Origin of the sequence: Pseudomonas sp. Irchel s3f10 (genome assembly GCF_900187515.1) — a bacterium.
GTDB lineage: Bacteria > Pseudomonadota > Gammaproteobacteria > Pseudomonadales > Pseudomonadaceae > Aquipseudomonas > Aquipseudomonas tensinigenes.
This window is the reverse complement of sequence record NZ_FYDZ01000007.1, coordinates 285,901-306,928: the sequence shown is the minus strand read 5'-3', so window position 1 is coordinate 306,928 and position 21,028 is coordinate 285,901. Positions and strand designations below refer to the sequence as shown.

At 51.9% G+C, this 21,028-nt stretch carries 19 protein-coding genes, 1 tRNA gene and 1 pseudogene; 10 read left to right on the top strand and 11 right to left on the bottom strand.

The features are described from left to right. Positions 1-40 precede the first annotated feature (40 nt). Positions 41-2,134 carry a TonB-dependent siderophore receptor gene (locus CKW17_RS17670; RefSeq protein ID WP_095120795.1) on the bottom strand — a complete coding sequence of 698 codons (2,094 nt, stop codon included), beginning with the start codon at positions 2,132-2,134 and terminating at the stop codon, positions 41-43. A 254-nt stretch (positions 2,135-2,388) separates the two neighbouring features. Here CKW17_RS17670 and CKW17_RS17665 point away from each other — a divergent pair, with 254 nt between their 5' ends. The 6 genes from CKW17_RS17665 (at position 2,389) to CKW17_RS17640 (ending at position 7,104) form a co-directional block, all read left to right on the top strand. Further along, positions 2,389-3,057, top strand: coding sequence for a DsbA family protein (locus CKW17_RS17665; protein WP_095120794.1), 669 nt, complete (start codon positions 2,389-2,391; stop codon positions 3,055-3,057). Between the two features lie 297 nt (positions 3,058-3,354). Continuing rightward, positions 3,355-4,659 (top strand): OprD family porin, encoded by a 1,305-nt coding sequence (locus CKW17_RS17660; RefSeq protein WP_093430007.1) that lies wholly within the window; start codon positions 3,355-3,357, stop codon positions 4,657-4,659. 232 nt (positions 4,660-4,891) lie between these two features. Next, positions 4,892-5,638 (top strand): 2OG-Fe dioxygenase family protein, encoded by a 747-nt coding sequence (locus CKW17_RS17655; RefSeq protein ID WP_095120793.1) that lies wholly within the window; start codon positions 4,892-4,894, stop codon positions 5,636-5,638. A gap of 79 nt (positions 5,639-5,717) precedes the next feature. Then, positions 5,718-6,095 (top strand): GNAT family N-acetyltransferase, encoded by a 378-nt coding sequence (locus CKW17_RS17650; RefSeq protein ID WP_008080517.1) that lies wholly within the window; start codon positions 5,718-5,720, stop codon positions 6,093-6,095. Next, entirely contained in the window at positions 6,092-6,808 is a 717-nt protein-coding gene (locus CKW17_RS17645; RefSeq protein ID WP_095120792.1) for an AzlC family ABC transporter permease, read from the top strand. Before CKW17_RS17650 ends, CKW17_RS17645 begins: the two co-directional genes overlap by 4 nt. Beyond that, on the top strand, positions 6,787-7,104 hold the full coding sequence (locus tag CKW17_RS17640) for an AzlD domain-containing protein (RefSeq protein WP_007952614.1): 318 nt from the start codon (positions 6,787-6,789) through the stop codon (positions 7,102-7,104). Before CKW17_RS17645 ends, CKW17_RS17640 begins: the two co-directional genes overlap by 22 nt. Here the strand turns inward: CKW17_RS17640 and CKW17_RS17635 are convergent. Further along, on the bottom strand, positions 7,021-7,947 hold the full coding sequence (locus CKW17_RS17635; RefSeq protein WP_095120791.1) for a LysR family transcriptional regulator: 927 nt from the start codon (positions 7,945-7,947) through the stop codon (positions 7,021-7,023). The genes CKW17_RS17640 and CKW17_RS17635 overlap by 84 nt on opposite strands. A 333-nt stretch (positions 7,948-8,280) precedes the next feature. Between CKW17_RS17635 and CKW17_RS17630 the strand changes: the two genes are divergently transcribed. Further along, positions 8,281-8,688: an MbcA/ParS/Xre antitoxin family protein gene (locus CKW17_RS17630; RefSeq protein WP_095120790.1), complete on the top strand. Its 408-nt coding sequence runs from the start codon at positions 8,281-8,283 to the stop codon at positions 8,686-8,688. Between the two features lie 11 nt (positions 8,689-8,699). Continuing rightward, positions 8,700-9,365, top strand: coding sequence for an RES family NAD+ phosphorylase (locus CKW17_RS17625; RefSeq protein WP_095120824.1), 666 nt, complete (start codon positions 8,700-8,702; stop codon positions 9,363-9,365). A 43-nt stretch (positions 9,366-9,408) separates the two neighbouring features. Here CKW17_RS17625 and CKW17_RS17620 read toward each other — a convergent pair whose 3' ends face one another. Then, entirely contained in the window at positions 9,409-9,690 is a 282-nt protein-coding gene (locus CKW17_RS17620; protein ID WP_064388945.1) for a DUF3077 domain-containing protein, read from the bottom strand. Positions 9,691-10,163: 473 nt separating this feature from the next. On the opposite strand from CKW17_RS17620, the pseudogene CKW17_RS17610 reads away from it, so the two are divergent. Then, positions 10,164-10,274, top strand: a pseudogene (locus CKW17_RS17610) (transcriptional regulator); the annotation flags it as partial. A 661-nt stretch (positions 10,275-10,935) separates the two neighbouring features. Further along, positions 10,936-12,675, top strand: a complete 1,740-nt coding sequence (locus CKW17_RS17605; protein WP_095120788.1) for a hypothetical protein — start codon at positions 10,936-10,938, stop codon at positions 12,673-12,675. A gap of 391 nt (positions 12,676-13,066) precedes the next feature. On the opposite strand, the gene CKW17_RS17600 is transcribed toward CKW17_RS17605, so the two are convergent. The 8 genes from CKW17_RS17600 to CKW17_RS17555 form a co-directional block, all read right to left on the bottom strand. After that, positions 13,067-14,983, bottom strand: coding sequence for an AAA family ATPase (locus CKW17_RS17600; protein ID WP_095120787.1), 1,917 nt, complete (start codon positions 14,981-14,983; stop codon positions 13,067-13,069). Next, the gene (locus CKW17_RS29960) at positions 14,976-15,467 is read right to left on the bottom strand and encodes an ABC-three component system middle component 5 (RefSeq protein ID WP_368943263.1); all 492 of its coding nucleotides are present in this window, start codon (positions 15,465-15,467) and stop codon (positions 14,976-14,978) included. Before CKW17_RS29960 ends, CKW17_RS17600 begins: the two co-directional genes overlap by 8 nt. Continuing rightward, positions 15,467-16,063 carry an ABC-three component system protein gene (locus tag CKW17_RS17590; protein ID WP_218274246.1) on the bottom strand — a complete coding sequence of 199 codons (597 nt, stop codon included), beginning with the start codon at positions 16,061-16,063 and terminating at the stop codon, positions 15,467-15,469. Before CKW17_RS17590 ends, CKW17_RS29960 begins: the two co-directional genes overlap by 1 nt. Positions 16,064-16,069: 6 nt before the next feature. Further along, positions 16,070-16,414 (bottom strand): hypothetical protein, encoded by a 345-nt coding sequence (locus CKW17_RS17585; protein WP_095120785.1) that lies wholly within the window; start codon positions 16,412-16,414, stop codon positions 16,070-16,072. A gap of 608 nt (positions 16,415-17,022) precedes the next feature. Continuing rightward, positions 17,023-18,003 carry an integrase domain-containing protein gene (locus CKW17_RS17575; RefSeq protein WP_095120783.1) on the bottom strand — a complete coding sequence of 327 codons (981 nt, stop codon included), beginning with the start codon at positions 18,001-18,003 and terminating at the stop codon, positions 17,023-17,025. 898 nt (positions 18,004-18,901) lie between these two features. Beyond that, positions 18,902-19,231, bottom strand: coding sequence for a hypothetical protein (locus CKW17_RS17565; RefSeq protein WP_038445259.1), 330 nt, complete (start codon positions 19,229-19,231; stop codon positions 18,902-18,904). A gap of 1 nt (position 19,232) precedes the next feature. After that, positions 19,233-20,567, bottom strand: coding sequence for an integrase arm-type DNA-binding domain-containing protein (locus tag CKW17_RS17560; protein ID WP_095120782.1), 1,335 nt, complete (start codon positions 20,565-20,567; stop codon positions 19,233-19,235). Positions 20,568-20,739: 172 nt separating this feature from the next. After that, positions 20,740-20,815, bottom strand: a tRNA-Thr gene (locus CKW17_RS17555). Between the last annotated feature and the right edge of the window lie 213 nt (positions 20,816-21,028).

Below are 21,028 nucleotides of genomic sequence, written 5' to 3'. Positions count from 1 at the left end.
CTATCGCGAGCAGGCTCACTCCTACAGGTTTTGCGTTGAATCAGAAGGAATAGGTGCCGGTCATCACGACGCTACGCGGCGCACCCGGCTGGATTTGATACTGGCTGGTCGCCGACGCGTAATATTCGCGATCGGTGATGTTGTTCAGCGCCGTACGCAAATCCCAATCCTTGAAGCGGTAACCGACCAGCGCATCCCAACGGCCGTAACCCGGCAACACGGTGGTGTTGGCGTTATCGGCATAACGTTGGCCAACCAGGGTCAGACCGGTTTCGCCGTACCAGCCCATATCCGGTTTCCAGGTCAGGAACAGGCTGCCGTTGTGCTTGGCGACGTTGTTGATGCGTTTGCCTTCCAGGCCGTTGTTGTCCTTCTCGATCTTCGCATCCTGCACACCGACGCCACCGCGCATGTACCAGTTGCCGACGATGTTACCGGTGGCGGTCAACTCGATCCCGCGCGAACGTTGCAGACCGGACATCACGGTCAGCGTCGGGTCATTAGGATCGCTGGTTCGGCGGTTGTAGAGCTCCAGGTCATAGATCGCCAGCGTGGTACTCAAGCGGTCATCAAACCAGTCGCTCTTCACGCCGATTTCTTTCTGCTTGGTCAGCTCGGGACTGAGGTCGTTGGTGTTGCCGGCCGCGCCCGGGGTGATGCCGATCAAGCCGCCGCCCACTGGTGAAAATGTCTTCGACCATGAGGCATAGAACGAATGGTTTTGCAGCGGCGTCCAGACCAGGCCCACACGCGGGCTGGTGCTGTGGCTGTCGCGATCTTCAGAAATGTTGCGCAGCTTGTTGGTCGACTCGATATCGAAAGTGTCGTAGCGCAGACCGGCGAGCACTTGCCATTGATCGTTCAGGCGCAGTTGGTCCTGGACGTACACCGCACGGCTTTCGACTTCGGTGTGGCTGCTGCTGGAGACCTGCATGCTGCCGGTGTGGCGCAGATCGCGATTCGGGTTGTACAAGTCGAGCGACGGCACCGGCTGCGCGCCGGGCGTTCTGCCAGTGGCGGCGTTGTACAGCGTCGGATCGCGGCGCTGGCTGCCGATCTCGACGCCCGTGAGCAAGCGATGCTCAAGCCCGAAGGTATCGAATCCACCTTCCAGTTCGAGGTTGTTATAGACGTTGCGGGTGGTCAGATCCTGCTGCCAGTGCTGGCGCGTGACCTTGTTGGTCGCCGGCGTGTAACCGGTGAGGTAGGTGTTGTCGAAATCACTGTCGAGCTTGAACACGCCGAGGGTCTGGCGCAGTTGCCAGTTGTCGTTGATTTCGTAAGTGAGTTTCGAGCGCAGCGATTGCGACTTGTCGTCGATGAAGTCGTGATCGTTGCCATAGGTCGTGTCGCGACCGACATCCGCCGGGCGTCCGTTGACGCCGGGGATGCCGCGATCCGGGGTGCGGTTGTAACGGCTGTATTCGTACTGCACCAGCCAGTTCAGGTCCGGCGTCAGTTGCCAGCTCATCGACGGCGCGAACAGTTGGCGGTTGCCACTGACGCCATCACGGAAGCTGTTTTCATCCATGTTGCCCATGTTCAGGCGCAGGCTGATGTTTTCGCTCGGATCAGTGCTGAGGTCGGCGTAAAGGCTACGCAAATCTTCGCTGCCAGCCTGGGCCTCGATGGTCGAGCGGCGGCCGAACTCGGGCATTTTGCTCACGCGGTTGACGATCCCGCCCTGACTGCCACGGCCATACAGCACGGCGGCCGGGCCTTTGAGCACTTCGACGCGTTCGATGTTGTGCAAGTCGCGCTTGTATTGGCTGTCGTCGCGGATGCCGTCCAGATAGAAGTCGTTGCTGGCATCGAAACCGCGAATACGCAGGCTGTCGAAGCGGGTGTCGGCGCTGCTGCTGACGTTGGGCATGCCGCTCAAGGCGTCGCCGATGTCATTGGTGCCGTAGTTGGCGACGTTCGAGGTCTTGATCGAATCAATCGCCTGCGGCACATAACGCACCGGCGTTGAGGTGCGCGTCGCGGTGCTGCTGAGCTTCACGCGCGGATCATCGGCTTGCGCTTCGGCACTGATCGCGGTGGCGGGTAATTCGGTCGCCGAATAGGCAAAACCACTGGACAGAAAAGCAGAAAGCCCAAGGGTGACGGGCGTAAGACGGAACGGGGCAGGCATTGAACAGCGCATCCGAAAGGGTAGAAGAATTCGATCGCGCGAATGGTAATGCTTTGCATTTACTTCCGTTAATTATTCCTTATAAGTACCCTTGTCTGATTGTTTCAATTTGTGTCCGGTTCGACACAATCTGACCGGTCGGCCAATTCGACCGATTCGTGAAACAGACTGAAAGCCATTCCAGCGTTTTTCCGCATGAGTGCGGGGACTAATCTGCCGCCATCGATTTTCCTCACTTTTGCCGGAGTTTCCCCATGATTCTTCATTACATCTACGACCCGCTGTGTGGCTGGTGTTATGGCGCCAAGCCGCTGATTGAATCCGCACAACAGGTGCTGCCAGTGATTGCCCATGCCGGGGGCATGATGAGTGGCGCCAACCGCCAGCCGGTTTCCTCGCAACTGCGCAATTACGTCATGCCCCACGACCGACGCATTGCCGAGTACACCGGCCAGCCTTTCGGCGAGGCGTATTTCGACGGCTTGCTGCGCGATCACTCGGCCGTGTTCGATTCGACGCCACCGATTGCGGCGGTCATGGCGGCCGAAGCCATCGACCGAGGCGGCCTGCGCATGTTGGGGCGGTTGCAGACCGCGCACTATGTGGAAGGGCGACGCATTGCCGATTCAGCCGTGCTGTTGGAATTGGCCATGCAGATGGGCTATGCGCAGGAAGATTTCCACATTGCGTTTGAGTCCGTTGATAGCGAGGGGCACATCAAAGCCAGTCGCCAGTTTTTGGCTCAGTTGGGCGGTCAGGGTTTTCCTACGCTTGCTCTGGAGCAGAATGGCACGTTCCAGTTGATCGACATCAGCCCTTGGCTGGGCAAGCCGCAGGCATTTGCCGATTGGTTGCAACAGGCAATCGTCCTCGATGAAACCGGTAAAACTTCTGCATTTTGTTCTATCGATGGTTGCGCCTGATACGCGCTGGATTCACTGGCTGTTTGCATTTCCCAGCAAGGAGTCAGCGCAAAATTTACGTTTCTTAGACGATTTTTACCTATTTAAAGACGATTCTTGAAATTGACACATTGTTGAGGGCGCGGCTACGATTCGGCCCAACGCCTGTGGCCAACCGCCATGACTCAAAACAAGGAGCAGGCCCGCCATCACTTTATCGTGGGCGGGCCTTTTTGTTTCGGGGTGAATAAAAGAGTGCAAAAGCGCCGTTTCCGCCGTTCGACACAGCGCGTTTCAACCCGTAATAAGGAAAACAAAATGTTGAACAAGCGAATCAGTCTGATCGCACTGGGGATGTTGAGCGCCACTCAGGCCATGGCTAACGACCAGGCCGAGTCCAAGGGTTTTGTTGAAGACAGCAGCCTCAAAGTGCTGCTGCGCAATGCCTACATCAATCGTGATTACAAAGACGGCAACAAAGACAAGGCCGAGTGGGGCCAAGCGGCCATCGGTACGTTCTCGTCCGGCTTCACCCAGGGCACCGTGGGTGTCGGTGTCGACGCTTTCGGTCTGTACGCACTGCGTCTGGACGGCGGCAAGGGCCGCAGCGGCGCCGGTGGTATCGATTTCTTCAAGCAGGAAAATGACGGTCGCGCGAACCATGACATAGCGAAGGGCGGTGCCGCGGTGAAGTTCCGCTTCTCCAACACCGTGTTGACCTACGGCGACCAGATGCCGGCCCTGCCGGTGCTGAGCTACGACAATGTGCGTCTGCTGCCGGAAAGCTACACCGGTACCCTGATCACTTCCAAAGAGATCAAAGGCCTAGAACTGAACGCCGGTCGTTTCACCGCCGAATCGCGCAAGAGCGATGAAGGCCGTGACAGCGGTGGTCTGAAGTCGATCAACGTGTTGGGCGGTAGCTACCAGTTCACCGAGAACTTCAAAGGTGCGTTGTACGCTTCCGACGTCGAAGACGTATTGAAGAAACAATACGTAAACGCCAACTACGTGTTGCCGTTCAACAAGGATCAGTCGCTGACCCTGGACTTCAACGGCTATCGCACCAAGCTCGACAGCTCGTACGTTCGCGAAAACACCGTTCCGGGCGAAAGCATCGTGACCGGTCGCGACAACAAGATCTGGAGCCTGGCCGCGACATTCGCCACTGGCCCGCACTCGTTCACCGTGGCGCACCAGCGCTCCACCGGCGACAGCAACCTGGGCTACGCCTATGGCGGTTACCAGAAAGATCAACACCGCGTCGGTGACGGTGGTAACTCCATCTACCTGGCCAACTCCTACTGGTCCGACTTCAACGCTGAAGACGAGCGCAGCTGGCAGTTGGGCTACGGCCTCGACTTCGGCGCTTTCGGCGTACCGGGTCTGAGCTACAACTTCGCTTACGTGCGTGGCGACAACATCACCACCTCCACCAGCGAAGGCGGCACCGAGCGCGAGATCTTCAACCAGTTCAAATACGTCGTGCAATCTGGCCCGGCCAAAGACCTCAGCGTGAAACTGCGTAGCTCGATCCTGCGTGTTTCGCAGAAATCCAGCGAGTACAACGTCAGCGGTAACGAACTGCGTGTATTCGTGGACTACCCGATCAACATCTTCTGATGCCTGATCAAGTGTAAGAAACATGAGAAAAACCCCGACTGGTTCGGGGTTTTTTTTCGACGGTTTTTCGATGAAAACCAGAAAAAACCCGTGTTTTTGTCATGTAAAAGTTGTTTTTGAGGCGCTGCAAACTCCGTTTCAAACAGGGCTTTAAATGCCTGAAATTCTTTCTCATGGACGCAAATTCTCCACCTAATAGATTAGGCCGCTCAACGCAGCGGAGAATTTGGTAATGATCGTTTTGAACAGAGAAGTGGGCGAATCGCTACGGCGCGACAAATATGTCAACGTCCAGGGTGGTGACTTCAATCTCTACGGTCATTTTGCCGACTTCGTCAGACTGACCAAAAGTTGGGAAAACATGGAGCCTGACAGTTACTACGGTCAGGCCGAAGCCGGCATGCGTTACCGTCGTTACAGCGACTTTGAGTACAACCCGAAAACCCGCGAGCTCAAGCAACTCGAGCATCGCGCGTACGTGCAGTCGAAAGAGAACAACGCCTATGTTGGCGGCCTCGTGCGACACTTTCAGGACTTCTCCGATGAAATAATTACTTCACCGGTGATGCGCAGCCTGATCGACACCGATTTCGAAGTGTACAAAAGCGTGCTGCCGGAAGAGCTGCACGATGAAATCTGGCAGTGCCAGATCCATCAGATCCGCATCGAAATCAAACCCGGCAAGCAACTGGAAATCACCCCCGAAGGCATTCACTGCGACGGCTATCCGTTCAGCGGTGTGCACTTCTGGGGCCGCAATAATGTCGAGGGCGCGGAGAGTCGTTTGTACGACATCCACGAGCATCAGCTGGCGTCGACCACCTACGAGGAAATTCTCGATACCACCTACTTCCTTGATCGCGACATGCGCCACTACGTGACCCCGGCGCGCAACACGCACACGCATGCGATGGCGTACCGGCAGATTCTGGCGATTTCCTTCTCGCGGCCCGGGACCGCTTTCGACATTGTTCGCTAATCAGATCACCCCAATCGACGGCGTCGAGTGCTCGACGCCGGTGGTGCTGCGCCGCGCCACGGCCAAGGATGCGCAGCGCATGGAGCGCTTCTTCCGCCAGTTCGACGAAGTGTCCTTCTGCGAGTGGCAGGACGCGAAGTGCCTGCGCGGCGTGCTGATCCAGAAAACCACCACGGCCTATCTCGCCTTCGACGTTGCCGGCGAAATCGTCGGCGCGGTGCTCGGTGGCATGCTCGGCAGTCGCGGCACCATCAATCATTTGGCGGTCAGCCCGCGCTATCGTAGCCAGGGTGTCGGTCAACGACTGGTTGAAGCGGCGTCGTCCGATATGAAACGGGTCGGAGTGTTGCGGATGTTTCTGTTCGTCGACGATGCTAACCTCGCGGGCAAGCGTTTTTGGACCGCCCAAGGTTTTTGCGAGCCTCATGGCGAACGGACATTTGAGAGGGATCTATGAATGAAACGTCCGGCAGTGCGCCGCTGATGGCTGCCCATCAGCCGTCGCGCACGTTCGCCGAAGCCAGTCCGGTGGTCGCCGGATATTTCACGGTGTCATTTGTGTTCGGGCTGATGGCCGTCAACGCCGGCCTGCCGATGTGGTTGCCGGTGGCGATGTGCTTGTTCGTGTATGCCGGCGCCTCGCAATTCGCCGCGCTGGCGCTGATCTCCAGCGGTGCTTCGCTGACCACCATCGTGCTGACCACGTTCCTAATCAACGCGCGCCACATGCTGATGTCGGTGTACATGGCCAAGGCCCTGCGCGCGCTGGGTTTGAGCCGCATGGAGCGTTGGGCTTACGCCGGTGGCCTGACGGATGAATCCTTCGCGTTCCACAGCGTTAAACTCGGCACGGGTGCGCCGGTCAACGTGCGTTACCTGATCGGCTTCAACCTGTTCTGCCACACCTCTTGGGTGCTCGGCGGTTTGCTTGGCGCGGTCTGCGCACAGTACGCGGCGCACCTGATCAAATACCAGCTCGACTATGCCCTGACGGCGATGATGCTCTACGTGCTGGTGTCGCTGTGCAACACCCGCAACAAACTCATCGCGGCCGCTGCTGCGGTGATTTGCATGGGCGCACTGAGCCTGGTCGGCAGCTCGCCGTTCAACGTTTTCATCGCCACGTTTGTGGGCTGCGGAGTGGGTGTATGCCTGACCAAACGTTCCTGATTCTGGTGGTCGCGCTGATGATGGCCGTGACCTTTCTGCCGCGCGCCTTGCCACTGCAAGTGAATACCGAGCACTGGCCGCCGTTTGTTGCGCGGGCGCTGGAATACTTGCCGGTGGCGATCGTCGCTGCGATCAGCCTGACACCCTTGTTGATCAAGGATCAGCACATACAGCTCGATCGCCCGGAATTCTATGCCGCGATTCCGACGTTGTTATGTGCGTATTTCAGCAAAAACCTCTTTCTCAGTGTGGCGGTTGGGACGGCTGCGTACATTGCGCTCGGCTCGTTCATGTAGCGGCAGATCGACGACATCGTTCAACGCCTGGCTCGACAACTCCGGATTGTTCACCGCCAGGCGCACTTCGAGGAAATCCTCGAAACCGGGGAAAATCGTCAGGCCGTTCTTCTGCGCGGCCTCCCGCGAAACCATGCCGACCGCGTCCATCTGCGTGATCAGCGACAGCGTCAACGTTTCACTGCACGAATAAACCATGCGCTGGCCGTTCTCGTGATTGCCCAGCCCGGCGTCGAGAAAACGCAAAAAGCTGTGGGAATACGGACAATCTTCCGCAGGACGAACCTGAAACTTGTTACCCAGCAACGTCAGCGGATCGTTCTCCTGCCCGCAATGCGCGCCAACCACCTGCACCTGTACATCGGGCAGGACGATGCTCGGCAACCCCGGACGCTGCGGGCCTATCAGAACCGCGAGGTCGAAGTCTTCGTTCTTCAGCTTACTGAGGTTTTCCATCGACTCGGCGTAGCTGAATTCCATCTGATAATCGGGAAAAACCTCAATCAGGCGTCCGATCATTCGCCGGTTGAAATCCGGCGACAAGGTGTTGTTCAACGCAACCTTCAACGTGCGCTGGCCCGGCACCTTCAGCGCCTCGACCTTTTCTTCCATCTGTCGCGTGGCAATCAGCACTTTGTCCATATACGGCGTCAGCTCAGTGCCTTGCGGCGTCAGCGTCAGCCCTTTGTTGGAACGTCGAAACAAGCGGAAACCGAACTGCTCTTCGACCTTGTTCAACTGCGCGGCCAACGCCTGCACAGTCAGGCACGAATGCTCGGCTGCGGCCGACAACGAGCCGGTCTGCACGATGCGCATGAGGTTGCGTAAGGTTCTGCTATCCATGGGTAATGCCCTCTGAAGTGGGCTGGGTATTGTTGTTTACGAGACTGCCGGTCAGGCGCCATATGCTGGCTATATTCCTGTACCTGAGCATAGTTGTCGCGGGTTTAGTAGCGAATTGATGTCCTCGCCGATGGCTGGAGGCTGACACAGGATCGGGGTTTTTGGTGACGTGGGGGTGATGGGGGTCAAAAAAAGTGCGTGGTTTTGGTGCGTGAGATGGGTTTTTGTCGACGGTTTCTGGCGAAACTCTCATTCGTTTATGTATTAAAGATTAATTTGTATCCGTATCTGTACTAGGCTCATATTCAGGTACCTAATCAAGGAGGCGGCTCCATGCCCACCTCATCGCAGGCCATAAGCCCTCGTGAACAACTCGACGTCCCCGAAGCGGGCCGCGTCGCGCTGAAGTTCTTCTTCAACCTCATGGAACGTTGGGGTTGCAGCGCCGAGCAGCAACGCACGCTGCTGGGCGGCGTCGGCAACACCACTTTCTACAAATACAAACACCTGCCGAACATACGTCTGCCTAACGACACTCTTGAGCGCATCTCCTATCTGATGGGCATTCACAAGGCGTTGAGCATCATCTTCAGCAATAGCCACGACCGCGCCTACACGTGGGTCAGCAGCCCGAACACTGCCGCGCCGTTCAACGGGCAAACGGCATTGGATTACATGCTTGCCGGGCGCGTGGTCGATATCGCCGACGTACGCCGCTACCTCGATGGGGTGCGCGGTTGAAGGCGCCCGATTTGGTTGATGTGCCGTGGCCGCGAGCCTACCGGATCGTCAACAGCAGCTTCCCGCCGATTGCGCTGTTCGAAGACGTGCTCGATCCCGAAGACCTGGAAGTTGCCTACGCGATTGAAGCGCTGACCAATGATCGGCTGATTGAACAGGCTGGGGTTCTCGCCCGAGTGCGTCCCGAAGATCGACTTTCCGGTCCCGGCTCGACTCCGGTGATGGCTGCGTTTACCCACATCGGCAAACGCAGTCGTTTCTGCGACGGCACCTTCGGCGTTTACTACGCCGCGAGCAGTCAGGCTGCTGCCATCGCCGAGACCTGTTATCACCAGGAACGATTTCTTGTGGCGACTCAGGAAGCGGATCTTGAGCTGACCATGCGGACTTACGTCAATCGGGTGGTTAAACCGCTGCACGATATCCGCCACGATCACCCCGAGTTGCACAATCCAGATCCTGAGGCTTACGGGCCGTCTCAGCTATTCGCCCGGCAACTGCGCGAAACCGAGTCATGGGGACTGCTCTACAACAGCGTTCGCCTGCCGGGCCATGAATGCGTCGCCGCATTTCGACCTCCAGCGGTATCGATTCCGAAGCAGGGCAAGCATTTGCGGTATGTGTGGAGTGCGAGTCAGCAGAAGATTTCGTTTGTGCTTGAGATTAGTCAGGTCTGAAACGCAAAAAGCCCTCGCATCGGCGAGGGCTTCACGTGGCTGATTACATCAACGGCTTGTCCGGCGGCGCATCCATCACTTTCACTACATCATCGATCAGCGCCTTGCTCAATTCCTGCAGATACTGCGAGGCATAAGCGTGAAGATCAGGGTCGCGAGAGACTGAAGTGTCCGCAGTGAGCAGTCGTGAAATGTGAAGCAAGTGTGAGGCATGGGAAAGGGCGGCGATTACCGGCACACCACGGTTGGTGCGGAACATTGCTTGATTGGAGTGGAAGGAAAAGTGGGTGAGGCCGAGGGTTTTCAGATCTTGAGAATGGGTCATTTCGCTTCACCTTCCGTTCGTGATGGACGGGCGTGAAGTGACCGGTGTGCTGACGGATCAATGGCTTTCATTTGTGAACTCCCTGTATCAAATGAGAGCTGCCATTTCGTTCTCAGGCGAAAGGGTGGCAGCTATGCGCAGGCTGAGAAACCGGAGATACAGGAACCCGGCAGACCCGAAGGTCTCCCACGCACAGCCGCCATTACACGTGAATGCGGACACAAAAAACGCCGGCAATCGTGGGGGGGGGGCGCTGTTGCGCCTGTATCTTACGCGGGTTCTCAGGCCCGGTCGCTGAATTGGCAGCGACGAACTGAACGGTAGCTTGAGGGAGAGCCGATGCACAATCGTGGCCAGTAGTGGCTTTGCCTGGCTTCTCGTTACAACAAATTTCTCAGAGTTTCGCGCCATGCGTTTTGTCGGTCATGATTTGTCCTTAGCCTTTTCTAAGCAATAAAACGAGGAGATCAGCGATGTTCGATGAACTGGAGCAATTCCAGCAGGACTTACTGGAGTCTGTACGTCAGATGAAGGCCGGTGAGGCCGCGCGCGTAACGCAGATGCTGCTCTCGGCGGCGGAGGAACAAAGTGTCGAGGCATCAAGCACTCTTGGGCTGGACAGCCGGGTTGCCATTGACTCCGCCGGTTCAGTGCGCTGAGAAACCCTGCTCATGCAATTACACTTTGTTATGGGCACGCCATAATTATTGCCAGTTCATAATTTGGCATAAAAGCGGAAGTTTGAGCGTTTTGGTTAAAAGTCGTGCTTTTTGGGAGAAGGGCGTCTGGCAATTAGATCGACGTGTGCGGAGGACAGGCGCTATCTCTACTGAAACTGAAACGCGGTTAAAGATATAGACGCCCAAAAACAACAAAGCCCCTGCATTTCAGCAGGGCTTTGTTTTGTATGGTGCGGCACCAGGAGTCGAATTTAAGCTCAATCTATTGTAAATAAAGAGTTTATTTAAACTGATATTTTTTACTACCTCAAAGCTTACCCTCCAGTTAAAAATTCACCCCGTAGATAAATTAATAATCAGTGCCAGCATTGATTGAAGCGTGAACCGTCATGGTTTATGTAGTCAAATTTTTGGCGAGTTTTAGCTGATAGTGAGTGGGGAGTCTGACCCTCTTGCGGCCCACCGCCGCTATTGGAAACCGCGAAACTGATTGGCACTCGCGTTCATGGCTATGTGCTATCCTCAATAAGCACTCACAAGTTGCCCACCGGTTAGGGATAATCAGATGGATCAGCCAATTACACCTATTTCCCTTCAAAATATCTCCCCTTTCTTTCAGATTCTTGTTTTTTCGAAAGATACATATAGCAGAAGACGATTTAGCGAAGCCTTATATAAAAGAATAGAAAGTCTAAAGAAAGAAAAGAAGTATGCTGTAATAAAATGGCATTCTAGTACAGATAAAGTTTATGCGTTATGGATCTCATTTAGAGAATTTCCATCATGGCTTGATGCTACTCAAAAAATCGATCCGAATAAAGTTGCTTATTTGGAGAATGTCGAAAATGTATTGGTGTTAATCGATGATTCAAATGAGCATGTTTTCGTACATGCAAGCGATTCTAAGGTTGAGGAAGTTGTAAAGTCTATTTTTTATAAGGATTGGTCTCAATCTAAGGTCGATATAAAAAAGATATTCAGGGCGCTTGCTGAATCTGAATTGTTAATAAAAAGCCTGGGTATAAATAACACCTTTGGCGCCGGCGGTACTGCAGCAGAAGCAAAATCTTATTTTAGTAAGAACGCAAAGCTCTCGTTGACACCATCCTTTGACGCAGGTTATAGCTTCAGCTATTGCTTAGGTAGTCAAATAGATCAAAATGGAAATATTAAGGTTTTTGGTTGCTCGGCAAAGAAAAGGAAATTCTGGGGGACTTGGACTGATGGAGTACGTTCGTTTAGTACACAGTGTTCTAATATAGAGGCGGCACTTTCGGCGCAAAATGATGGAGACTTCATAGCTTTTTTGGTGAGTCCAGTTGAGGTCCAAGATCCGGGCTCACTAATAATGCTTGGATTTTACCTAGATTATGTAGTCTCTAGTAAGGGGGTGGTCCTTTTAGAAATCAATAATTCAATTTTGGGAGAGTGGAGTTGCTCTGTTATTGGGAATGGGGTAATTCGTGTTGGTAATGAGCTGTGCTTTATTGAGTTTCGGGTGGATAAAGTATCTAACAGTCACATCGAAATTAGTTACGTTAATCCAGCCGATAAGGCCTCTGTGATAATTACGAATGATGAAAATAACTTAAGGCGTAAGAAAAGATTTGATTTTGTAGAGTATTTGCTAGATGAAGAGAATTACACGATTTTATTTGAGGAAGGGTACGCTTATCGCGAGCATTCTTTTTGGAAAGATAATCGGCTAACTACGCCGTTTGAAAGGGATTCATATACAGATATAGACTGGAGCCAAGTAGACATTCGCAAGGAAGCCTCTCAGCCTGACGATGCAACAAAAATTTGTATCGCTGAACAGACTGAATTGTATTTGTACGACCGGATAGAAGAATTTGGTATCGTAGCCATTATTAAAGATGATGGTGCGAATGAAGCTGCTGACCACCTAGTGGTGTGTAAAGATCGATTAATTCTGGTGCATGAAAAATTTTCAATGCGTTCGCAAAAAGGTCTTCGTATTGATGATTTGCAGGTGGTGGCCTCGCAGTTAATTAAGAATATTCGGTATCTTTTTCCAAGCGCGCATGCGGAGCGGTCTCAGCGCTTTTTTGATAACGCTATATATCTAACTTCTGGTTGCAACTCTCCTGAAAATCTTGTGAAACTTATTACTGTTGCTCTTTCGGATATTCAAGTTCAAAATGAGTGTTGGATCGTTCAGCCTGGAATATCCAAGGCTAGGCTGGACAGAAGTGTTAGGAATAAAATGCATGTTTTGCTATCTCACTTGTCCAGTATTTGTTCTTCAAACAACACTAAGTTTAAATTGTTTTGTAGTACTTAGTCGGTCTTTTGGTTTGGCCAACTCAGGAGTTTCTCGATTTGCCAGCTGATCTGTATTTAAGTTGTCAGATTTAATGGAGAATTGCTGCTAGATTAAACTGCCACTAGTGTTGCGGCGTAAATTCATGGTTTTTCGAGCTCTGCGTAAACTCATAGAATAATCATCCAATTAAAAACTACGAATTTCTATGACTGGAGCGCAACTGGTTCGACGCTGGCGCATTGAAGAGGTAGAAAGCTATCAATGCTTTGGGCCGCGTTCACTGTGGGGCAAGGGCGAGATTAATTTTCGCAAGTGCTGCTTTGACTGGCGATAAATCAATCTGCCCCCATAGCTTAGAATCTCAGCCGATAGTATTGTAAGTTACTACTGTCGGTATGCTAACGGGATCTCATATATTTAGAACATTTCCGGAGTAGTAAGGCCCGACGCCAAACTTTTGATTGTTTAGCTCATCCAAAACCATGGAAGTACAGAATATGAGTTGGAAGTCATTTCTGCCTTCAAAAGAACTTATCAGTGCACGTTGAAAATTATGGCTACGAAACTCTTTCATTCCTCCGTTTTCGATGGCGTCAACCATGAGGAATCTGGGGAGGCGATAGTTGATATCGTCGAGCGACTCCAATAGAGCTGAGATGTGTAGTGAGTTTTTCTTGATGTAGTTAGAACTGCCGGAAAACTTTACTCTGCCATTTATTAACATCCGATCCTTAGCAAAGTCAATTTCCACTTCGGATGTATTCGCACCCGCAAATTCTTCTTCATAAGGCTCGCCATTCGCACGACGCTCTGGCTGAAGTATGCCCACTACATTTTCTGCAATTCCACTATATACAGCTTCTCGCCGTCTTTTGTTGGACGCGGAGGCGCTAAGAATAAGCTCTTTAATCTTGGAAATGTCTGCAATTAAGTCTAGTTTTTTGAGTTTGTAAGAATCTAGTTCTGTTACTACCCTTATTTTTTTCTCTTGATTTATATTTTCGGATTCAAGAAATCCTATTTTTTTTGCTCGTTCAAGTGCAGCGTGTGAGGCGGGATCAAATAATCCCACAAACTCGGAGATTTTACTTTGTGCATTAGCCAGGTTAGCTTTTGCCACTTCAATTGCAGATTCTAGTCCTATTTTGTGCTCTATGTTATCTTGTAGGACTTTGGTGTTGCTATTTAGTTGAAAGTCTAATTCGTTTAAAATCTCCATGTAGTTTGACGTATGTTTGTTTTTTTCAACAGGGGACTTGCATAAGTGGCAGGTGTCACCGCTATCTAAATTATCTGATTCAGCGACTTCTCCAAGGCAGCAGGGACATTGGGAATATCTTAGGAAGCCCACGGAGTCATATGCTGCTTTAGATTCTAATAGTGACTTTTTTCTGTAGCGTAAAGATTTTTCAAATAGTTGGCAGTCTACGATTTCACCATTTATCGAAAAAAGGTCTGATTGGAAGCGTTGTAGTTGTTTGCTGTACGTTTCAATGTCAGATTTGATTTTTTTGTATTCTGCTATTCTTATCGATTTAATATCGGAATCTATTTCAACTTCAGGCGGCGAATCTCTTAGCCTTATTATCTCTTCTACATTCGATGCAATGCTTACTCGGAGTGTCTGTAGGGTTACTCCTGAATCCTCCCCTAGAATCCTGTACATTGCGGAGAGATCGGCTGAAACGCGATCGAACTCTCGTTCCGCGATCAACAATTCTTGGCGTAATTGGTGGGTATCTAAGTTATCGAGTCCGAGCAAAAATTCAGCAATTGCTAGGCGTGTTCCTTCGCTATCCGATCTTTGATTATCTTCGGCTCTGAAAATTTTGGTAGAGGCAGTTTCTTGGTCAACGTATAGAAACCTTAAAATCTGATGCATCGTCAGATTCGCATAGTCTTCTGTTTTATGTCCTTCCCAGCCTAGAAGTTCAAAAAACTTTTGTGAAAATGACATTTTCTCGTCGCTTCGACGAGGGCCATAAGTACCCCAAGACTCTACGTTTTCTCCCTCTTCATCATAAGTGCCCGAGCGTATAGATATTGGGGGGATTTTACCTTTTTCTATTTCACGTTTTATCGTGAATGGTTTGTCATTGATGCTCAGTTGACAGCAGACATAGTCGCATTTGTCTGCCGGATATAACCACTGATTATCTTTGATTTCTCCTCCAAGCACGTAAAAAAGTAATTCGAGTATTGTGGTTTTTCCGACGGAGTGATCTCCTCGAATTACATTTATACCTCTGTGGAATTTCTCATCATATACACTGAACCCAGATTTTTTTACGATGAAACGCTCAATAAATAAGGTCGACTTAATCATAACGATATTCCATTAATCCACTTTTGCTTTTGAATCCATTCTTGCCTTCCAACTTCATCTGTGGAAATGCATCGACTAATCCACGAAAGAGTTCAGAGTTTGCGAAGGTGTCGTCTTTGAATGATTCTAGAAGATTGGGCGGTAGAGAGTCTATGAAGAGTGCAACAGTACCCGCTGTAAGCTTAATCATCGATTTTTGTTGTAGGGCAAGCATGGCTGAATCTTGAATGCGAGAAAGCTCATAGAACAAACTTCGAGGATTTGGTGTTACTTCAAAAGGATCAGGGGTTTCGGAAATTATTTTTTTATAGCGACTCAGGGGTCTCGGAAGATTGACGGTTTTTAGCAAGTGCGGATAGAGATAATAGAAGTCCATCAGTCGTAATGCGTCTTTAGAGATTTCGTGATCATCTACCGAGCTTAGAAGATTTAGAACTCTATATACGCAGTGATGCACATCGTATGCTGGATGATAAATAACCATCACGCCCACTCCACGTGACATTTTTCAGTTAAGAAATATAGCATGCCCTCAACAAGGTCACTTGTTACAAAGCCGCCGGCCATCACCACTTCTTGATAAAGAGGTTCAATTATAGTGGCGTTTATTGCTGATCGAATTATTATATCATCGCGCCCCGATCTAAGCAGGGGAAGTATGTGGGCGTTGAATCTGGTTAGGATAAGCCCTAGCAAATGATTGAATATAATCTGGTATGATTTGAGGTGCTGAAATTTTGAAATCATTTTCGCAGCTTTCTGGCTCGAAACCAGTGCTTGGTGAAGGTAAACTTCACGCCCCGCGATTTCTAGCTTTGCTTCTAATCCAATGACACTTCTGGAGGGCGCGCTTTTGATCTTGCTTTCCAACTCCTCAAGTACGATCTGATAGATAGGATCGCTTTCTTTCAGGCGTTCATGCTGTTCTATCAACTTCTTTAAGGCTTCTGCTCCTACAGCAACATTAAAAGAAGGGAGCTTTATTACAGTTGATCCGATGTAGAAATCACCTTTTACGTCGTTATTGGAAATTTCATTTCCGGAAATTGATACCATCTCGCGGCTCCCTTCCTCGCTCATGGTTTATTACTCTTTACCGCCGATATTAAGATCGCCGTTAACTTTATTTTGCAAGATTTTATTGTCGATGATGTCTAGGCTTTTTCCGATGTTGAGACTGCCACCTACTTCGTTTTTTGTAATTTCATTATTTTGGAATCCTTTCTTTTGGACGTCTTTTTTGCCACTTCGTATCCAGAGCCATCCCATACATAAGCAAAATGTAAAGATTGCCAGAATAAGCAAAATGTTGAGAGTCAAACTATTTTTAAATAGCTCGGATTTGTCTAAGTATGTGGTAATTAAATACTGAAAAACAAATGCCGCAACAATGGATGGCCCGCCTATTTTAAGCGCATTTCCCCAGTTCAAAATATTCCCCTAATTTAGTGTTATTTATGAAGTTGCGGACATAGCTACGCTGGGCGAGCTAATAAGCCTTCGGAAGTGATTTTGATCGATTAAAAATAAATTCGAACTACTATTGCTTAATAGTCTTTTATCGCTTGTCGCTGTCTGATGCTGTAAGCCAAGGAATTGATGCGCAGTGTTGTTTTTTTCTACAGCGTCGTAAAATCGATCCTTCATGACTGTCGCTCCTTTGGCACAGTGCCAGCATCGATAATCTAGCCTTTGGACACGGTTTAGTAAATAAAAAGTCTTGCCAGCAGACCTTTAGAACGTTTTCTCCAGATGAGGCCCCGGTGTGCGTTCGACGTGACATCAACGACGTGCAAGGCGGAGAGCAATCAATTTTGCTGTCAACGAATAGTAATAGATGGTCGCCTCCGAACGGCCCCCAGCCCCGTATCTAAGGAACCATTGGAGATGTTTGCTCTGCCAGGACCATGGGTTTTCTAGCCTCCAACGCTTGGCGATGGCAGATTGGATCATTACCGCCTGCCGCACATGACGTCGACGGGTCGCAGGTGATCCGGTTAGAACCCCACTTAAAAACAATTCCATATTGAATGCCTTTTTCATGCTTGGCCTCCAATGTAAGCGGACACCACTTCGATACGTTCATGCCCCAGCTCATGGCTGATTTGGGAGCAGGCCTTTCGATAGAGTTTTGGATTTAGCTTGTTGCACTTGCCACCGTTGATGGGCGCTAGGTGGAGGGTAATCTGCTCATAGCGTTCGCACGCATAAGCTGCTCGCAGTTCGTGGAAGCCTTTTAGGTTGTGTGCATGAAGAATGTCCCGGGCTGGACGGACGATTCGCTTTTGGAAATCGAGGTAGCTTTCGTTCGGTGCAAGCAGGTTGCGGCTGCCGTCAGGCGAGACTTGAACGGCGAATGCCAGTGCGTCGCGGATGTGATCATCCACTGTTATCCACCTAGGGGCCGACGCTCCCGAGCGACCACCTTTGGTGCCGTCCTGGATGTTGATCTTGCCGAATTGTTCTGCCTCACGTTTTAGACGCGGAAAGTCGGCCAAAATCGCCTCACGCAAGCGCATGCCGGTGGCTCGCGCTAACTGAGCGATGGCCGCAGCGCGCGGCTGCTGATGTTCGCAAAGCTCGTCAACGATCCGCTTCACGTATTCGCGGTCTTGGCCTTGCGGCACCGAGTGACGCACGCTGGTACGCCGCATTCCCAACACCGTGCTCGGACTCGGCACTTTCACATACTGATCACCGCGAAGCGCGGCCATGGTTCGGTTTACGCTGGATAACCGGTTTTGTGCGGTGGCGATGTTTATAGCCCCATGTTCAACTTGTTGCCGTAGATGTCCGGCATAGTCCAATAAGATCTGCCGATTTATCTGCCGCGCATCGTTAAACCCCGGCCCATCGTCCGACCGGCACCACCGCACAAACGCCTGCCAGCGATCACCGTGCGCCTTCACCGTGCCGTAATGCCCGCCGCCAAACAGATCACGTAGCGCCTGCGGCCCGGCATAACTCATTTGTCGGCCATAGCCAAAATTTCGTCCATCCCGTCTACCTACCAATGCCATGATCAAACTCCTCTCGAACCCAAAACCTTTGAAACTTTCCCCACGTCATCCCGCCAAGAATGTTGAGTGTTATCAGGGATCAAGGCCCCTGCGACCTGTGAGGGTTGTCCACTAACGCGGGACTCGCGGCTCCTTACGACCAAGAGCTTGGGCATCTCATGATCTGGCCTCCTGAGCACTTCCGAAGAAGTGGGCGGGTGGAGGCTGCGCTAGCTGACGAGACCAGCGCCGCGAGATCCTGAGTCGGGTGAAGGCAGTAATGCGATGACCGGGGCATGCCTGACTGTCAGTCAGGTGCGGTCCAATCCGTGGGCTGCGGCACCATCATCTGCATCGCTGTTGCTGGTGACTTTTCGGTGTTTGTCACGCCGATTGTCACGAGGGGGAATGCCGCAAAGCCTTGTACGAGTTGGGCTGCAGCAGCGGTAGGAGCGCCCGTCTCTTTCCGGAAGAAAGAGACGGGCGCAGGTTGGCGCAAGGAAATGGCCAAGCGGATAGGTTGCTGCAGGGCAGCTATGAAAGGGGATGAGTTGCCGCAGTGGGCACACTGATAAAAGTAGGCATCCATCACATCGCTGTGGCCGTGCGAGCCGCCGGACGCTAATCGCACTTTGGGAGAACCACCACGGTGTGGCGTAGCCTTAAAGGTTCTGGCTACCTGGGTTGCTGTCTACGACAGCGCTTTGCCCGATCTTTTCTACGCCTGTGGATAATTCGGGTCAAGACTCCGATTTTGGGGGTTCTGCGGCTGTGGATGAAATTATCCACCGGTGGAAATCTGTGGTTTTCCACAGACAGTTGCGTGGGCTTTAGATTTTTTAAGTGAGGTCCATCCAAGCAGGGCGGCTTTGCAGCCCTGTTTGGATGGACCCGCGTGGCAGAGCAGATTGCGAGAGTCTTACGGATGTACGCTTACTTTACTGCGGCACTTTAAAAGCCAAAGCAGTGTTAGCACCGTCGGCCAAAACAACGTATTGAGAACGTCGTGAGCGCTTGCCTGCCAGCGCCAGTATCCGAAGCTTCCAATATCGTCTCGCCGATCTACCCACTCGCCTGCACACGCAATGATGAAAACAACCAGCCAGCCAAGGTATGGCCTGAATCGTCGGGTGCCAACGATCAACGTCAAATAGACCGCCATGCCCAAATAGATATGCAGCGCGTCTTTTGACAGTCCGGTTGCCGACACAATGGCGAGCTTGATGCTTTGTGCGGTTGAGATATCCATATCAATTTCTCCTCTCTGCGCCAGCGCCAGGCTTCGCCTTCATCCGAGTAACGTTAACTCCAATCTGGTTGGCGAATTCGTGTGGAGTTACATGCTCCTGCCGGTTGGCCTCCAGGTACCGGCTCCACCAGTTCATGATCAGCCTGCGCTCCTCGATGAACTCGGCCTTGTGGATGTAAGCGGCGCGGACGTTGTTGCGTTCCTTGTGGCTCATCTGCCTTTCAATGGCTGTCTCCGACCATAATCCTGACTCGATCAGTGCGCTGCAGGCCATCGAACGAAACCCATGTCCGCAGATATCGGTTTTGGTGTCGTATCCCATCGTCCGAAGCGCGTTGTTCACGGTATTTTCGGACATGGGCTTCCAGGGTTTGGCATCCCCTGCGAAGACCAATGCGAATTTGCCTGTGAGTGCATGGATTTTTTCGAGTAGCGCCACTGCTTGCGGCGATAAGGGTACTAAATGGATATCCCCTGCCATCTTCGTACCCCTTGTGGAAAAGGGTACTCCCTCCAACGCTGGCCGAGTGTCGGGTATCTCCCAGGTGCCGCGCTTAAGGTCGAACTCGCTCCAGCGGGCGAAGCGCAGCTCACTGGAGCGGACAAACACATGCAGCGACAGCATCACCGTCAGACGGGTAAGTGCCCGGCCTTTATAGGTGTCGATCCGCTCCTGCAGTTCCGGCAGTCGCGATAAGGGTAGGGCGGGGCGATGTACCACCCGCGGGGCTTTGATCGAACCTTCGAGATCGTAAGCAGGGTTTATGGTGATAAGCCGGAGGCGTTTTGCCTCGCGCATGATGCTCTGCAGGTAGTTTTGTACCCTTAAAGCAACGTCTATCGTTCCGCGCTTCTTGATCGCTTCCAAGGGCTGCATGAGGTCATGGGTGTCGAGGTCGACAATGGCGCGGGCGCCGATCAGCGGGAACACGTGGGTTTTGAGGCGGCTCATCACAGTCTTGGAATGGCCTGGTGCCCACTTGGCCGACATTTCCGTGTGCCAGTCCAGCGCAACGCTTTCAAAGGTTCTGCCTTTGATTACGGCTTCCGCCTTGGCTTGGTGCTTGGCCTCTATGGGATCAATGCCATCCGCTAGCATTCGCTTGACCTCCAGGCGCTTGCGGCGCGCGTCGGCGAGGCCAATGACGGGGTAGTTGCCGAACGAGGTCAGTCCTTCGCGTCCGTCAGGTTTGACGTAACGGAGCCGCCAGCCTTTGCGGCCATTGGGTTGGACTAGGAGATAGAGGCCATCGCCGTCGAAAAGCTTGTAGGCGCGGTCTGTAGGTTTTGCCAAGCGGCAAGCTGCGTCGGAGAGCGGAGCTGTGGTGCGCGACATAAGGGTACTCCCTTTTATCGAAGTGACCTGTATCCCAAACTCTACCCTTAAAACGGTTGGAATCCACCAGTTTCTGACGGAAACCGATGGAACGCAAAAACGAAAAAACCCGCCGGAAGGCGGGTTTTTCGGGGGTTCCAGAGATTTTGAAAGCCTTCTCTGGAACCTTGTATGGTGCCGGCACCAGGAGTCGAACCCGGGACCTACTGATTACAAGTCAGTTGCTCTACCAACTGAGCTATACCGGCGTTGTGGGCGACGATTATAGCGATTGGGAAGATCCTGTAAACCCCTGAATTCGAACTATTTTTGCATCGCGGCAAATTAAGCCCTGCGCAGTGCGCAACGTAGGCTTTGCGCCTGACGCACGATAGGGCTGTTTGGCAGAGCGCACATTGAGTTTCGGCTTTCTCGAGCGCCGCAATTATTCGTTCGGTGGCCCATTATTCGGCGGTTATGTC

What these genes read in the sequence shown, in the direction of transcription:
- CKW17_RS17670 (WP_095120795.1), bottom strand. Translation starts at nt 2,134, where the DNA reads ATGCCTGCCCCGTTCCGTCTTACGCCCGTCACCCTTGGGCTTTCTGCT.
- CKW17_RS17665 (WP_095120794.1), top strand. Translation starts at nt 2,389, where the DNA reads ATGATTCTTCATTACATCTACGACCCGCTGTGTGGCTGGTGTTATGGC.
- CKW17_RS17660 (WP_093430007.1), top strand. Translation starts at nt 3,355, where the DNA reads ATGTTGAACAAGCGAATCAGTCTGATCGCACTGGGGATGTTGAGCGCC.
- CKW17_RS17655 (WP_095120793.1), top strand. Translation starts at nt 4,892, where the DNA reads ATGATCGTTTTGAACAGAGAAGTGGGCGAATCGCTACGGCGCGACAAA.
- CKW17_RS17650 (WP_008080517.1), top strand. Translation starts at nt 5,718, where the DNA reads ATGGAGCGCTTCTTCCGCCAGTTCGACGAAGTGTCCTTCTGCGAGTGG.
- CKW17_RS17645 (WP_095120792.1), top strand. Translation starts at nt 6,092, where the DNA reads ATGAATGAAACGTCCGGCAGTGCGCCGCTGATGGCTGCCCATCAGCCG.
- CKW17_RS17640 (WP_007952614.1), top strand. Translation starts at nt 6,787, where the DNA reads ATGCCTGACCAAACGTTCCTGATTCTGGTGGTCGCGCTGATGATGGCC.
- CKW17_RS17635 (WP_095120791.1), bottom strand. Translation starts at nt 7,947, where the DNA reads ATGGATAGCAGAACCTTACGCAACCTCATGCGCATCGTGCAGACCGGC.
- CKW17_RS17630 (WP_095120790.1), top strand. Translation starts at nt 8,281, where the DNA reads ATGCCCACCTCATCGCAGGCCATAAGCCCTCGTGAACAACTCGACGTC.
- CKW17_RS17620 (WP_064388945.1), bottom strand. Translation starts at nt 9,690, where the DNA reads ATGACCCATTCTCAAGATCTGAAAACCCTCGGCCTCACCCACTTTTCC.
- CKW17_RS17605 (WP_095120788.1), top strand. Translation starts at nt 10,936, where the DNA reads ATGGATCAGCCAATTACACCTATTTCCCTTCAAAATATCTCCCCTTTC.
- CKW17_RS17600 (WP_095120787.1), bottom strand. Translation starts at nt 14,983, where the DNA reads ATGATTAAGTCGACCTTATTTATTGAGCGTTTCATCGTAAAAAAATCT.
- CKW17_RS29960 (WP_368943263.1), bottom strand. Translation starts at nt 15,467, where the DNA reads ATGGTTATTTATCATCCAGCATACGATGTGCATCACTGCGTATATAGA.
- CKW17_RS17590 (WP_218274246.1), bottom strand. Translation starts at nt 16,063, where the DNA reads ATGAGCGAGGAAGGGAGCCGCGAGATGGTATCAATTTCCGGAAATGAA.
- CKW17_RS17575 (WP_095120783.1), bottom strand. Translation starts at nt 18,003, where the DNA reads ATGGCATTGGTAGGTAGACGGGATGGACGAAATTTTGGCTATGGCCGA.
- CKW17_RS17565 (WP_038445259.1), bottom strand. Translation starts at nt 19,231, where the DNA reads ATGGATATCTCAACCGCACAAAGCATCAAGCTCGCCATTGTGTCGGCA.
- CKW17_RS17560 (WP_095120782.1), bottom strand. Translation starts at nt 20,567, where the DNA reads ATGTCGCGCACCACAGCTCCGCTCTCCGACGCAGCTTGCCGCTTGGCA.